Source organism: Tessaracoccus palaemonis (assembly GCF_019316905.1).
In the GTDB taxonomy this organism is placed as follows: domain Bacteria; phylum Actinomycetota; class Actinomycetes; order Propionibacteriales; family Propionibacteriaceae; genus Arachnia; species Arachnia palaemonis.
On the sequence record NZ_CP079216.1, the window covers coordinates 1,910,838 to 1,925,927 of the forward strand.

Consider the following 15,090-nt stretch of genomic DNA (forward strand, 5'->3'; position numbering starts at 1 on the left):
ACCCTGCCGGCCACAAACCCGAGGGTTGTGGTGCGGGGGTTGTCTCGATCGTTGTTCGAGACATTACACAGTGGACGCGTAGCATCTTTGTAGAAGACAAGCCCTCGGCCTATTAGTATCGGTCAGCTCCACACATTACTGTGCTTCCACGTCCGACCTATCAACCCTGTGGTCTACAGGGGGCCTTACCAGATTATTCTGTGGGAGCCCTCATCTTGAAGCGTGCTTCCCGCTTAGATGCTTTCAGCGGTTATCACTTCCCAACGTAGCCAACCAGCCGTGCTCCTGGTGGAACAACTGGCACACCAGAGGTTAGTCCGTCCCGGTCCTCTCGTACTAAGGACAGCTCTTCTCAAGACTCCTACGCGCGCAGCGGATAGGGACCGAACTGTCTCACGACGTTCTAAACCCAGCTCGCGTGCCGCTTTAATGGGCGAACAGCCCAACCCTTGGGACCGACTCCAGCCCCAGGATGCGACGAGCCGACATCGAGGTGCCAAACCATGCCGTCGCTATGGACGCTCGGGCAAGATCAGCCTGTTATCCCCGGGGTACCTTTTATCCGTTGAGTCCTGGCGCTTCCATGTGCCACCAGAAGATCACTAGTCCCGACTTTCGTCCCTGCTCGAGATGTCTCTCTCGCAGTCAAGCTCCCTTGTGCACTTACACTCGAAACCTGATTGCCAACCAGGCTGAGGGAACCTTTGGGCGCCTCCGTTACCTTTTAGGAGGCGACCGCCCCAGTCAAACTACCCATCAGGCACTGTCCCTGATCCAGATAATGGACCTAGGTTAGATAACCAGAGTGACCAGAGTGGTATTTCAACGATGACTCCACCCGAACTGGCGTCCGGGCTTCACAGTCTCCCACCTATCCTACACAAGTCACACCGATCACCAATACCAAACTATAGTAAAGGTCCCGGGGTCTTTCCGTCCTGCTGCGCGTAACGAGCATCTTTACTCGTAATGCAATTTCGCCGAGTTCGTGGTGGAGACAGCGCCCAAATCGTTACTCCATTCGTGCAGGTCGGAACTTACCCGACAAGGAATTTCGCTACCTTAGGATGGTTATAGTTACCACCGCCGTTTACTGGGGCTTAAGTTCAAGGCTTCACACCGAAGTGTTGACCCTTCCCCTTAACCTTCCAGCACCGGGCAGGAGTCAGTCCGTATACATCGTCTTTCGACTTGGCACGGACCTGTGTTTTTAGTAAACAGTCGCTTGGGCCTGGTCTCTGCGACCCTCAACGCTTTCGAAGCAAGTTCTACTACGTATCAGGTCCCCCTTATCCCGAAGTTACGGGGGTATTTTGCCGAGTTCCTTCACCACGATTATCTCGATCGCCTTGGTATTCTCTACCTATCCACCTGTGTCGGTTTAGGGTACGGGCGGCTCATATCTCGCTCACGAAGCTTTTCTAGGCAGCATAGGATCACTCCAACCACACCAAAAGGTGTGGACACATCATGTCTCAGGCTCAATGAGACGCGGATTTGCCTACGTCTCACCCTACACACTTGACCCGGTATAGCCATACCCGGGAGGAGCTACCTTCCTGCGTCCCTCCGCAGCTTGCCTACTATGAGATCGGATCACAGACTCAACACAACCCCGACAACCCGAAGGCCATCAGGAGAAGTGTCTTGCATGCTTAGCATCACTCACCTCGGCAGGGGCGATATTTCGCCGGTCACGGGAATATCAACCCGTTGTCCATCGACTACGCCTGTCGGCCTCGCCTTAGGTCCCGACTAACCCAGGGCAGATTAGCTTGACCCTGGAACCCTTGGATATTCGGCGGACGGGTTTCTCACCCGTCATTCGCTACTCATGCCTGCATTCTCACTCGTGTGCTCTCCACGACTGGGTCACCCCGCCGCTTCAACGCGCACACGACGCTCCCCTACCCATCCAAACAACCTTACGGCCTATACGTTTGAATGCCATAGCTTCGGCGGATAACTTGAGCCCCGCTAAATTGTCGGCGCAGAATCACTTGACCAGTGAGCTATTACGCACTCTTTCAAGGGTGGCTGCTTCCAAGCCAACCTCCTGGTTGTCTCCGCAACTCCACATCCTTTTCCACTTAGTTACCGCTTAGGGGCCTTAGCTGATGATCTGGGCTGTTTCCCTCTCGACAATGAAGCTTATCCCCCACTGTCTCACTGCCGCACTCTCACTTACCGGCATTCGGAGTTTGACTGATTTCGGTAAGCTGTTGGGCCCCCTAGACCATTCAGTGCTCTACCTCCGGTAAGAAACATGCGACGCTGCACCTAAATGCATTTCGGGGAGAACCAGCTATCACGGAGTTTGATTGGCCTTTCACCCCTATCCACAGCTCATCTCCTCGGTTTTCAACCCAAGTGAGTTCGGTCCTCCACGACGTCTTACCGTCGCTTCAACCTGGCCATGGATAGATCACTCCGCTTCGGGTCTAGAGCACGCGACTCAAACGCCCTATTAGGACTCGCTTTCGCTACGGCTACCCCACACGGGTTAACCTCGCCACGTACCACTAACTCGCAGGCTCATTCTTCAAAAGGCACGCCGTCACCCCGAAGGGCTCCGACGGATTGTATGCGATCGGTTTCAGGTACTATTTCACTCCCCTCCCGGGGTACTTTTCACCTTTCCCTCACGGTACTTGTCCGCTATCGGTCACCAAGGAGTATTTAGGCTTAGCAGATGGTCCTGCCAGATTCAAGCGGAATTTCAGGGGTTCCGCCCTACTTGGGGACACTCTCAAGAGTGGAAAGCTTACGTCTACAGGAGTATTACCTTCTCTGCTGTGGCCTTCGCAGCACACTTCAACTTCACTAACCATTTCTAACTCTTCGACCGTTCAACAGCACGGCCCGAGAGACCCCACAACCCCCCAGCTGCAACGCCTGTCAGCTATCACACAACTGAGGTTTGGCCTCTTCCGCTTTCGCTCGCCACTACTCACGGAATCACTATTGTTTTCTCTTCCTGAGGGTACTGAGATGTTTCACTTCCCCCCGTTCCCTCCAACTGCCCTATACATTCAGGCAGAGGTCGCCGGACATGACTCCGGTATTTCAAGGTTTCCCTATTCGGACATCCTCGGATCAAAGCTTGTTTACCAACTCCCCGAGGCTTATCGCAGGTTACAACGTCCTTCATCGGCTCTTGGTGCCAAGGCATCCACCGATCGCACTTAGTAGCTTGTCAATAATCTACAAAGATGCTCGCGTCCACTGTGAAATTCTCAAAAAACGAGCGAGCCCACCACCAACCAGCCACCAACAAGTGACCAGGCCGGCAAGCAGTCCGCAAGAAGGCGCCACCAACAGGCAACCGACCCTTCAGGACCCAACAACGTGCAAACAAGCCACCCCACCACTTCCCACTCCCAGCCGAAACCAGGTTGTACTCGCGGGGGACGACTCTCAGTCAATGTTCCACCAACCAGAACCCTCCAGCCGGGAACACACGCCCCGGAACTGAAGTGAATAAACAAGCCAACCACACGGGCCGGCCTGCCAAAAGCTCCTTAGAAAGGAGGTGATCCAGCCGCACCTTCCGGTACGGCTACCTTGTTACGACTTAGTCCTAATTACCGGTCCCACCTTCGACAGCTCCCTCCCACAAGGGGTTAGGCCACCGGCTTCGGGTGTTACCGACTTTCATGACTTGACGGGCGGTGTGTACAAGCCCCGGGAACGTATTCACCGCAGCGTTGCTGATCTGCGATTACTAGCGACTCCGACTTCATGGGGTCGAGTTGCAGACCCCAATCCGAACTGAGACCGGCTTTTTGAGATTCGCTCACCCTCACAGGCTCGCAGCTCTTTGTACCGGCCATTGTAGCATGCGTGAAGCCCTGGACATAAGGGGCATGATGACTTGACGTCATCCCCACCTTCCTCCGAGTTGACCCCGGCGGTCTCCTATGAGTCCCCGGCATGACCCGCTGGCAACATAGGACGAGGGTTGCGCTCGTTGCGGGACTTAACCCAACATCTCACGACACGAGCTGACGACAGCCATGCACCACCTGTATACCGACCAAAAAGGGGCACCTATCTCTAGATGTTTCCGGCATATGTCAAACCCAGGTAAGGTTCTTCGCGTTGCATCGAATTAATCCGCATGCTCCGCCGCTTGTGCGGGGCCCCGTCAATTCCTTTGAGTTTTAGCCTTGCGGCCGTACTCCCCAGGCGGGGTACTTAATGCGTTAGCTGCGGCACGGAGAACGTGGAATGTCCCCCACACCTAGTACCCACCGTTTACGGCGTGGACTACCAGGGTATCTAAGCCTGTTTGCTCCCCACGCTTTCGCTTCTCAGCGTCAGGAAAGGTCCAGAGAACCGCCTTCGCCACTGGTGTTCCTCCTGATATCTACGCATTCCACCGCTTCACCAGGAATTCCATTCTCCCCTACCTTCCTCAAGTCTGCCCGTATCGAAAGCAGGCTCAGGGTTAAGCCCTGAGTTTTCACTCCCGACGCAACAAACCGCCTACAAGCTCTTTACGCCCAATAAATCCGGACAACGCTCGCACCCTACGTATCACCGCGGCTGCTGGCACGTAGTTAGCCGGTGCTTCTTCTCCCACTACCGTCACTCTCGCTTCGTCATGGATGAAAGCGGTTTACAACCCGAAGGCCGTCATCCCGCACGCGGCGTTGCTGCATCAGACTTGCGTCCATTGTGCAATATTCCCCACTGCTGCCTCCCGTAGGAGTTTGGGCCGTATCTCAGTCCCAATGTGGCCGGTCAACCTCTCAGTCCGGCTACCCGTCGAAGCCTTGGTGAGCCACTACCTCACCAACAAGCTGATAGGCCGCGAGTCCATCCCTGACCGCCGGAGCTTTCCAACAACACCCATGCAGGCATCGCAGAATATCCAGTATTAGCACCTGTTTCCAGATGTTATCCCAGAGTCAAGGGCAGGTTACTCACGTGTTACTCACCCGTTCGCCACTCGTGTACCCCCGAAAGGGCCTTACCGTTCGACTTGCATGTGTTAAGCACGCCGCCAGCGTTCGTCCTGAGCCAGGATCAAACTCTCCGTTGAAAACATTTCAGCACCCACCAACCACCAGGCCAGCAGGAAAACACTGTCAACAAAAAGAAGACACTGACAAACAGAAACAACCAAAACTGGCTGAATCAATCAATCAATCTCAAAGAAAAAACCGCGACACAACCACAAAGGGCCATGCCGACGGGGTAAAAACGCGACAAACAACACAACCCCCAAAGAGGCCACATTGCTTGGTGCATCAATAAAATTGGCATTGACTTAAAGCACGCTGTTGAGTTCTCAAGTTTCGGGTACACACCGCGCCAACCCAGACAAAAACCTTGTCCGAATCAACCCCGGGGCAACTCCACCAACCCTACTCCCCAAATCTCCACACTGTCAAACCAGCATTTCGACCAGATCGTATCGAGTTGTTAGCCGCCTTTCGGCAACTCGATCAACCTTACTCAGCTCGTTCTCCCCGGTCAAATCCGGGATCTTCTCGCCTTGCGCCGTTGTCTTGCTGCTGCCGTGGCAACTCGGAGAACACTACCCCGACTCCGGCAGGAAGGCAAATCGGGCGTGGGGTCGGCCGGCTTGCCAGGGCGTCCGGCCAAGGGCCTTGTCAGCCCGCCCAGCCCCGACTTCGCCGCTTTCAGGGACTCAGTCCTCGATCAGCGCCTCGTGAACCTGGTCCTCGGGGCGCTCCTCCACCTCGCTGATCCACTCGACAAGCTCGTCGCGGGTGCACTCGCGCGGAGCTGTGTCCCCATCCTCGCCCAGGATCAGCCAGGGCCCGGGGTTGTCGTCGGTGACGCCGTGCCAGTCGGCCAGCTGTCCTCCAAGTTCTGCGGCGGTGCCGGAGAAGGTGCTGTCGTCAGTGGCGGTGTAGGTGTAGCGGGTCTCGTTCATGGTCCAACGATGCCACTCCGATCCAGCACCCGTCCTGGCCATCTCCGTCAGGGCTTTGCGCGGTTCTCGTGACCAGACCGAGGAGAATCGACCACTGAACGATTTTCGGGAGAGGGCGCGCGGGACGCGAGGCGGGCAAGGAGCCGGGGGAAACGGTGGGGTTCCGTCCGCACGCCTCACCTGTTGGGCGTCCGACCGGGTCACCCGCCAGAGCGTCGATCGGGTCATGGCGTGCGGGCCCGTCCGGTCACCGCCTGGTCAGCCTGAGGATCCTCGCCGAAGCGCCTGCGCCCGCAAGGTCCACCGTCATCTTCCCGTGCTCTGGCCTCCAGCGCGTCTGCCACGGGGGCAACGACGTCGGGAACAGGCACCTCACGTCGACGTCCTGGCCGACGAGGTCGGGGAACGCGAGTTCCAGTTCGGCAGCGGCCTCGTCCCGGTTCCAGACGAAGACAACGGCACCGGCTGCGTCGACGCCCGCGACGGCGACCTGACCGTCGTCCCAGCCCGGGAGACCGATCGGCCACCGTGGCAGCGCCCGCGCATGATGAGCCATCACCTCCGGGTAGACGGCCGTTGCCTCCCGCACGAGGGACAGCTGCTCCTGATCGAGCCTGTCGAGATGTCCGGACAGATACAGGCGGCCCGACAGGCCGGTCACCAGCGTGAAGGCCACCTGCTCGAGCGTCCATTCCGGCTGGGGGTAGGCCCAGTTGCCTGCGAACTCGGGAGGCATCGCCATCGGAGCCGCCGCCGCGATGGGTGGGTACAGCAGGGACTCCTGCTGGTCGCTGGTGGACTGCAGGTCGAAGTGCGCCAGAGTCGCGGGATCCATTCGTTGGGCGCCCGACGAGCATGCCTCGAGGATGATGTCCGGGTGTCGAGCGCGAAGTTCCTCCACCCACGCCAGCAGTGCTCGGGTGTGGTCGAGGAGTCCGGCTCCCGGAGATGATGCCTCGGTGTCCGGCCCCGTGCCCGGGGTGACGTTGTAGTCCCATTTGAAATACGTCGCGCCGTACTCGCCGATGAGGCGCTCGAAGACGCCGTCGAGATGGTCGCGCGCGGCCTGGCTGCGGAAGTCGAGGAAGTAGCGGTCGTGCTCGACGATGCGCGCGCCACCCCTGTGCATGAAGGCTTCCTCGGGAAGCTGGTGGGCGACGGGCGACCGCACGCCGACAACCTCAGGCTCCACCCAGAGGCCCGGGCTCATACCCTTCGCACGGATGCGGTCAAGCACGCCGACGAGGCCGAGTTCCCCGAACCGGACGGTGGACGGTTCCCAGGCGCCGACGCTTGGCCACCAGTCACCACCGTCGTCGTACCAGCCTGCGTCGATGCAGAAGTACCCGGCGCCCACCTCGGCGGCCGCGTCGATCAGCGGAATCAGCTTCTCGGTTGTCGGGTCACCCATGAGCGCGTTCATGTAGTCGTTGAAGACCAGCGGCCGGTACGCGTCGGCCTCCACGCCGAGATGCGACGACCGACGGTGCCGCGTCAGCTCGCCGATCGCCCCCTCGAGCCCGCTGTCCGACAGGACAACCGAAGCCGGCACCGTCGTGAAGGCCTCCCCCGGCCGGAGGTCGATCAGCCACGAGTGGTCGAGGTCGGTGGGTCCGAGCAGCGCCAGGCCGAGCGCGTCGCCGTCCTCGAACAGCGTCTCCAGCCCCCACCGCCAGGGTCCGTTGTTCTCGATCTGCCAGGCCACGGCACGACCCGACGTGCGGTTCTCGAGCACCGCGACAGGCAGCGCCCCGTCGCACGACCAGGTCGACCGTCCGACCGACGACAAGGCGCCGCGTGTGAAGTGCCCATGGGCGCGGGCATCGATGTCGGCCAGGCCGGCCGCTCCTCCGAGGCCGGTGGCGAACCAGCGGCTCTCACCGCACCATTCGTTGCTCGCCCTCCAGAGGTCAAGCTCGGACCGCTCCCCGAGGAACCCGGTCAGCCCGGTGACCGCCGCGGACGTGACCTGCTGGATGTGCAGCCGCTCCTCGCCACCGTTGGTGAGCGTCGTGGCGAACCGGTACGCCCGCTGTCCGACGGTGTGCGTCACCGACGTGACCGCCGACAGGCCAGAACGTTCATCGACCTGCCGCACGAGCAGCGTCCGGACCTCGCCGACGCTGGCCGTCTCGTGGCCGACGTACCGGAGTCGGTCGCCGATGACCGTCCGACTGGCGCGCATGCTGTTCGGCGAGCGGCCGTACCCGACGGCCAGCACCTCCACCAGCGCGATCGTGTGGACCGGCCCCGAGTCGGGAGCGAACCGCCGCTGCGTGAGCGCCAGGCGCACCGGCCCGGCGTCGTCGGTGAGGTACAGCGGCGAGTCATCCTCGCCCCAGGCCAGCTCGAACATGTCGCGCATCCTCCTCGCACATCGCCGTACCGTCGTCCCAGGAATCTGAACGGTCACATTCTAGATAGACTCACCTCACAACAAACCAACCGACCACAGACAAGGACGAACTGTGAACGTCTCGGCAACGGTGGACCCCCAACGCTCCCTCGGCCAGATCGACCGACGCATCTTCGGCGGCTTCGTCGAGCACCTCGGCCGCCACATCTACGACGGGATCTTCGAGCCCGGCCACCCCTCCGCGGATGAGAACGGCTTCCGCACCGACGTGATCGAGCTCGTGAAGGAGCTCGGCGTCAGCACCATCCGCTACCCCGGGGGCAACTTCGTCTCCGGCTACAACTGGGAGGACGGCGTCGGGCCGCGCGACCAGCGTCCCGAGCGACTCGACCTCGCCTGGCACACCACAGAGACCAACCAGGTCGGCCTCCACGAGTTCGCCCACTGGTGCGACGCCGTCGCCTCGGACATGATGATGGCCGTCAACCTCGGCACCCGCGGCGTCGCGGAGGCCCTCGCGCTGCTGGAGTACTGCAACGTCCCCAACCCGACGGCCCGCACCCGCCAGCGCGCCGCCAACGGACACCCCGACCCCTTCGGCATCACGATGTGGTGCCTGGGCAACGAGATGGACGGCCCCTGGCAGGTCGGGCACCGCTCGGCCGAGGACTACGCCAAGATCGCGTCGCAGACCGCCAAGGCCATGAAGATGCTCGACAACTCCCTGGAGTTCGTCGCCTGCGGCTCGTCGTCGCGCGCCATGCCGACCTTCGGGAAGTGGGAGGAGACCGTCCTCGAGCACGCCTTCGACGACCTCGACTTCATCTCCTGCCACGCCTACTACGAGGAGATCGACGGCGACACGCAGGAGTTCCTGACCTCGGCCGCCGACATGGACCTCTTCATCAAGCAGGTCGTCGCCGTGTGCGACGCCGCCGCGGCGAAGCACAAGTCCGACAAGCAGATCATGATCTCGTTCGACGAGTGGAACGTCTGGTATCTCACCGAGTGGCAGAAGATCGAGGGCAAGATCCCCGTCGACGTGTGGCCGACGGCGCCGCGCCTGTTGGAGGACACCTACAACGTCAAGGACGCCGTCGTCGTCGGCGACCTCCTCATCACGCTCCTTCGTCACTCCGACCGGGTCCGCTCGGCGTCGCTGGCCCAGCTGGTCAACGTGATCGCCCCGATCATGACCGAGCCCGGCGGCCCCACCTGGCGCCAGACGACCTTCTTCCCGTTCTCGATCACCTCGCGGCTCACCGCCGGCGAGTCGATCCCGGTCGACGTCACCTGCCCCTCGGTCTTCTCCCGCAAGGCCGACGCGGACGTCCCGACCGTCAACGCCGTCGCCACGCTCGACGACGGGGGCGTCTCCCTGTTCGTGGTGAACCGGTCCCTGACCGACGCCTTCGACCTCGACGTCGACCTCAGCCAGCTCGCCGGGAGCCGCACGCTGAGCCTCGCCGAGGCCCACGTGATCGCCGACGAGGACCTGACGGCCGCCAACACACTGCCCGATCCGGAGCGCGTCGCCCCGAAGTCGCTGGAGGTCGCTGTCGACCCGATGGTCTCCGCGCAGTTGCCTCCGGTCTCCTGGGCAGCGATCCGGCTGGAGTTCTGAGTCCAACCACCCACCACAACGCGAGCGCCCGGCAGAGAGTCACCGGGCGCTCGATGGCTAGACCATCCGTTGAGGGCCACCCAGCCAAACCGTCGATCAGCGGCGCGGGAAGACGCCTCACCGCCGGGCCCATAGACGGCGCGAATGCGGCCAGAAGGGTTCCAGTGGTAGATGCGTTCACTCAGCACCGGACCGTTCGCCACCGGGTCCGTCTCGCTCACCAGCAGCGCAGTGAACTGCACCATTGAGTCGCTGCTGCCATGCCCTCCGCTGGTGGGGATGGAGAAGGCGAGTGCATTCTGGTTCGGCACGCTGAAGTGCACGCCGTGGGGAGCGGTCTCCCCGAGGCGCTCGAGGAGCCTCCGCATGTCTGCGGCTTTGGCCGGTGTTGACGTTCCCCGCCCCAGCAGCACCTTCACCCCTTCGAACTCGCGGATCGTGGAGTACGCCGTCTCCGTACGATCCGTGTTGGCCTGACCCATGACGCATAGCGAGTCGCGATCGACCTGAAGCTGCCCAAGCGTCGTGTCGGTGACACCCGAGGTGAACAGGTCCTGATGTCCCTGCTCCTCGAGGACCAATGCAAGAAGAAGCCCCTTCACGAAGGGCCGCGCGTACCTGAGATTGTTCGCGGCATAAGCATCGTCCGGCATGAACCGTGTCCTGACCGCCCAACGGATGTGGGAGGGCGTGAGGCGTTCACCTTCGCCCCGTCGCCTGGCAGGTCCAACGTACTCGAGCCACGATTCGATGAGGCCCGGCCACGCCATCTCCGGATGCCCGAGTGACTCAGCGATCAGCGCTCCCAGGTTGACGCGCAGCCCCAGATCATCGATCCGGATTCCAAAGCGTCGCCTGCTGAGAAGAACGGTCGGCCGGTGGCCCATCTCACTGACAGCAAGGGCAACGCATTCCACCAGGCGCTCAACGACCGAGCTGACGGCCTCATCGCGCTCCAGGTCGGGTTCTCCGGGCAGCTGAGCGAAGCCGCACAGGGCCGGGTCTGCGTCGCTCAACCCCATCGATCCTCCTCCGGTTCTCTGTTCCTGACGGCGGCGCCCCGTGGGGCATCAAGCGTGCCCCGCAGGGCAGCCCCGCGCTCAGTTGATGATCTCGGCCCGCTGCTGGCGTAGCACCGACAGGCGATCCTCCCAGGCCTGCAGCGCCTCCGGGCTCAGCCTGGTCCAGTCCTCGACCTCGCGGACGACGCGCAGCGGCTCCCTGCTCCGGTACGAACGCGTCGGGTTCCCGGGGAACTTCCTGTCCGTGACGTTCGGGTCGTTCTCGAAGTCCCCCGTCGGCTCGACCTCGTAGACGTGCGGCGCGCCGTCGCCCAGGGCCGCGATCTCGGCCGCCAGCCCGGCGCCATCGGGCAGCGCAGTGAAGTAGATGTGGTTCATCACCACCTCCGGCCGGTAGTTGGACGCGAACCCCGCGGTCAGAAGTTCCCCGACCCGCAGCTCGGCCCTCGTGCCGTGGAAGAACGGTCCCTCGTCCAGTGCGCCTGTCACGGCCCCGACTCTACTGCCGCCGGTGCGTCGACGTCCCGATGAGGACCGTCGCCTCGCTGCGCCCGGCGCCCTTCGATGGGCTCAGGGAACCGGCCGGACAACTGGCGGTAGAGTCGCTGGCGACGCGGGGCCTCAGAGGCGAGCAGACCCACCGCCCTCACAAGGAGACGAAATCTTGACCTACCGGACCGTGGTGCTGAACGCCGCACTCGTGAACTACGACGGCCTGGCCGGATACGACCGGATCGCCGACGAGGTCGTCATCTACGACGAGACCCCCGAGGAGCTGGTCCTGGAGCGGGTGGCGGGCTTCGACGTCGTCGTCACCAAGGAGATGCGGGTCAGCGGGGAGATCATCCGGCAGTTCCCGGACAGCGTGAAGATGATCTGCGAGGCGGGCACCGGATACAACAACCTCGACCTCGAGGCCGCGCGGGAGAAGGGCATCGCTGTCTGCAACATCCCCGCCTACAGCAGCGAACGCGTCGCACACACCGCGATCCTCCTGATCCTCAGCCTGGCCAGCTCGCTGCAGAAGCAGATCCGGATGCTGGCCGACGGCAACCACGACAACTTCCACCGGCACCTGATGGTCGACCACGTCGAGGTCAACGGCAAGACGCTGGGGGTCATCGGCTACGGCAACATCGCCAGGCAGATGATCACCGTCGCCCAGGCTCTCGGCATGCAGGTGATCGTCGCCACCCGCACCCCGCGTGAGGACGCCGACGGCGTGCACTTCACCACCCAGGAGGAGGTGTTCCGGCGCAGCGACTTCCTCTCGCTCAACTGCCCTCTGAACGAGCAGACGAGGCATCTCGTGAACGCGCACACCCTCGCGCTGATGAAGCCCTCCGCCTACGTCATCAACACCGCCCGGGGGCCCCTGATCGACGAGCAGGCGCTCATCGAGGCCATCCGCGACGGCGTCGTCGCCGGCGCCGGCCTGGATGTCCAGGAGAACGAGCCGCTCGACGACTCCAGCCCGCTGTACTCCATGGACACCGTCATCATCACGCCGCACATGGGGTGGCGCGGCCTGGAGACGAGGCAGCGCCTCGTCCGGATGGTCGGCGACAACATCCGGGCGTTCGCCGCAGGCAGCCCCATCAACCGCGTCGCCTGAGCATGCATGTGCGGCGTCGGGTGCCCGACGCCGCACACCCGCATGGGATACAGGATACCCCAGCTACCACTGGGATCTGCTCAGATCAGGTGCAGCGTGGTGATGCAGGTCGCGTCGTCGTCGCTGCGCGTGGAGACACTCGTGGTGGCGCTGCGCCCCGCGTAGCTTGCGGTCAGCGTCGCCTCCAGGTCACGAGGAATCCAGAGCCCGACGAAACCGTTGTCGTAGGTCGTGAGCACGTCGTCCACGAGGACATCTCCCGAGTCGTCGGTGAGCGTGACCGAGATGTCAGCGCTGGCGAGCTCACCCGTGCAGGTCGTCAGGCTGTGGAAGTAGCACTCGTGGGTCTCATCGAGGTAGGGCGCGACCGAGACGTATACGACGTCTCGTGGCATGGGTAGCTCCGCCTCGCGACCCTCGTCATCGGAGAGCAGCAACGAGTCCGGCCGGATCGAGGCCATCAGATCGGTCGGGCGCTGCGCGACGGGCATGGTGTCGAGTCGCTCGATGATCGCCGCAGCGTCGAGGCCCTCGAGGTCATGGTCGGCGAGGAGCCCGTCGCCTGCCTGCTGGCTTGACGCATCCGGCGCTGACTCCGCGCAACCGCTCACTGCGAGACCGGTCACAAGCAGGGTGAGGGCAGCCGAAACGATGAATGTGCGCCTGCGGGGTGTGATGGAGGTTGTCATGGGATTGTCCTTCATAAGCATGGGTGAACCTGGCGCGCCATGCGGCAGACCGCGGAGACGCGTGAATGACGGGGCCGGATGCTCCAGCACTCGGCAAGGATCACCCGTCAGGTTCGACTGATGCAGAGGACTTCCAGGCGAGGGACCGCCGCCCGGACCGGCTCCGGCCGTGACACGCGCAGAAGCCGGCGCCAGCGCGTCGCCACCGACTCGCGCAGTTCACGCGGCGACCCAAGGGTGCCGAGCAACAGGAACAGCGCGAGGAGGCAGGCCATGGCGGTGGTCAGGCCAGCTCCGGACCCGCAGTCGATCGCCCCGGCGGACCCGCCGTCGAAGTGGACGGCGACGTGTGTCTCGGCGTCGGTGATGGGTCCCGCAGGCGACTCCGAGCCGAGGACCGTCTGCCCGTTGGGCAGTGCCGTCGCCTCAGGCGCGTTCAGACCATGCATGGTGAGTAGTCCGAGGATGACGGCCCCGCCGAGAAGCAGACACCTGAGCAGACGGGTCGCGCGCACCGCCATCGAGGAATCCCCTGTCACGCCCTCAGCCTAGCTGTTGGCACAGAGGCACCCACCCACCGGCCCCTCCGGCTACAACGTCGGCCGCGAGCGGCTCACTGCGCTGCCGTGCCCCCGGCTCGTTGGTGGGCCACACGCCCCACGACGCCGATGCACCCAACGGCTGCCGCCATCAGCACCGCAGCGGGCGGCAGCGACAACGCGAGCACGACGCACGCCACGAGGCCGACGACGTTGAGCGCACGGGGCCAGCGGCGCTCCTCCCGCGGCTGACGCAGCGCCGCCAGGTTCGTGACCGCGTAATAGACGAGCACCCCGAAGGAACTGAAACCGATCGCGGTGCGCACGTCGGTCAGCGCCACAAGCACGATGATCCCCACGGAGATCACGACCTGTGCGTGATCGGGGACATGATGCCGTGTATCCACGGATGCGAGAACCCTGGGGAGGTCCCGCTCTCGCGCCATCGCCAGCACCGTTCGACTGACCCCCGCGAGCAGCGCAAGCAGCGACCCCAGGCAGGCTGCCATCGCTCCGACCCGCACGACGACTCCGGCCCAGGTGCCACCCGTCGCCTCGGCGGCCACCGCCGCCGGAGTCAGGGCGTCGGAAAGCCCGGCGCCAAGAACCCGCATGAGGCTGACCGCCACAAGGGCGTAGACCGTGACCGCGATGCCCAGCGCAATGAGGATCGCACGGCCCAGCAACTGAGGGCGGCGGACCTCCTCAGCGAGCGTCGCCATCCGGGCGAACCCGGCGAATGCGAAGAAGAACAGGCCCGCGGCCTGGAGAACCCCGGGAAGGCCCCCGTGATCGCCCGAGCGCCACGCATCGGGGTTCCCTGCCTCGCCCGCCGTGCAGACGATGATCACCATGCCCAATGTCAGGAGCGTGGCTCCGAGCAGCACCCGCGCGACCAACGCCGTTCTGTGGATGCCCCGCAGGTTGGCCGCCGTCAGGGTGACAACGGCAGCGGCGGCGAGGAGGCGGTGCCACCACGACGAGGCTTCGGGCAGGGCGTGGGCGGCGAATGTCATCGCCATCGCCGCACACGAGGCGGTCTTCCCGATCACGAATCCCCATCCAGCAAGGAACCCCCACCAGGGGCCGAGCACGATCCGCCCGAAGTGATACGCGCCTCCCGACGAAGGGTAGGCAATGGCCAACTGCGCCGCCGAGACGGCATTGCAGAACGCGACGACGGCCGCGATGACCAACCCGATGAGCAGATCGGCGCCCGCCGCCTGCGCCGCGGGAGCGAAGACCACGAACACGCCAGCTCCGATCATCGCGCACAGACCGATCACGACGGCGTCACCCGTTCCGAGTTGTCTCGCGAGGTGTGACTGACTCATGTG

General features: G+C 63.2%; 8 protein-coding genes and 2 rRNA genes. 2 read left to right on the forward strand and 8 right to left on the reverse strand.

The window, feature by feature from the left end; translation table 11 throughout:
- Positions 1-92: 92 nt before the first annotated feature.
- The 4 genes from KDB89_RS08710 to KDB89_RS08725 form a co-directional block, all read right to left on the reverse strand.
- A 23S ribosomal RNA gene (locus KDB89_RS08710) occupies positions 93-3,199 on the reverse strand.
- 326 nt (positions 3,200-3,525) lie between these two features.
- Positions 3,526-5,047 (reverse strand): 16S ribosomal RNA (locus tag KDB89_RS08715).
- Together the 16S and 23S rRNA genes form the textbook arrangement of a ribosomal RNA operon.
- Before the next feature lie 612 nt (positions 5,048-5,659).
- Positions 5,660-5,908 carry a hypothetical protein gene (locus KDB89_RS08720; protein ID WP_219080218.1) on the reverse strand — a complete coding sequence of 83 codons (249 nt, stop codon included), beginning with the start codon at positions 5,906-5,908 and terminating at the stop codon, positions 5,660-5,662.
- A gap of 247 nt (positions 5,909-6,155) precedes the next feature.
- Positions 6,156-8,264: a glycoside hydrolase family 36 protein gene (locus KDB89_RS08725; RefSeq protein ID WP_219080219.1), complete on the reverse strand. Its 2,109-nt coding sequence runs from the start codon at positions 8,262-8,264 to the stop codon at positions 6,156-6,158.
- 112 nt (positions 8,265-8,376) lie between these two features.
- On the opposite strand from KDB89_RS08725, the gene arfA reads away from it, so the two are divergent.
- A complete protein-coding gene (gene arfA / locus KDB89_RS08730) occupies positions 8,377-9,888 on the forward strand; it encodes an arabinosylfuranosidase ArfA (protein ID WP_219080221.1) in 1,512 nt (503 codons plus the stop codon).
- Positions 9,889-10,988: 1,100 nt separating this feature from the next.
- On the opposite strand, the gene arr is transcribed toward arfA, so the two are convergent.
- A complete protein-coding gene (gene arr / locus KDB89_RS08735; RefSeq protein WP_219080223.1) occupies positions 10,989-11,399 on the reverse strand; it encodes an NAD(+)--rifampin ADP-ribosyltransferase in 411 nt (136 codons plus the stop codon).
- A gap of 175 nt (positions 11,400-11,574) precedes the next feature.
- Here arr and KDB89_RS08740 point away from each other — a divergent pair, with 175 nt between their 5' ends.
- Positions 11,575-12,525, forward strand: coding sequence for a 2-hydroxyacid dehydrogenase (locus KDB89_RS08740; protein WP_219080225.1), 951 nt, complete (start codon positions 11,575-11,577; stop codon positions 12,523-12,525).
- Between the two features lie 80 nt (positions 12,526-12,605).
- Here KDB89_RS08740 and KDB89_RS08745 read toward each other — a convergent pair whose 3' ends face one another.
- From KDB89_RS08745 to KDB89_RS08755, 3 genes are all read right to left on the reverse strand, one after another.
- Positions 12,606-13,214 (reverse strand): CueP family metal-binding protein, encoded by a 609-nt coding sequence (locus KDB89_RS08745; RefSeq protein ID WP_219080227.1) that lies wholly within the window; start codon positions 13,212-13,214, stop codon positions 12,606-12,608.
- A 107-nt stretch (positions 13,215-13,321) separates the two neighbouring features.
- On the reverse strand, positions 13,322-13,753 hold the full coding sequence (locus KDB89_RS08750; protein ID WP_219080229.1) for a DUF6153 family protein: 432 nt from the start codon (positions 13,751-13,753) through the stop codon (positions 13,322-13,324).
- 74 nt (positions 13,754-13,827) lie between these two features.
- On the reverse strand, positions 13,828-15,087 hold the full coding sequence (locus KDB89_RS08755; protein ID WP_219080231.1) for an APC family permease: 1,260 nt from the start codon (positions 15,085-15,087) through the stop codon (positions 13,828-13,830).
- Between the last annotated feature and the right edge of the window lie 3 nt (positions 15,088-15,090).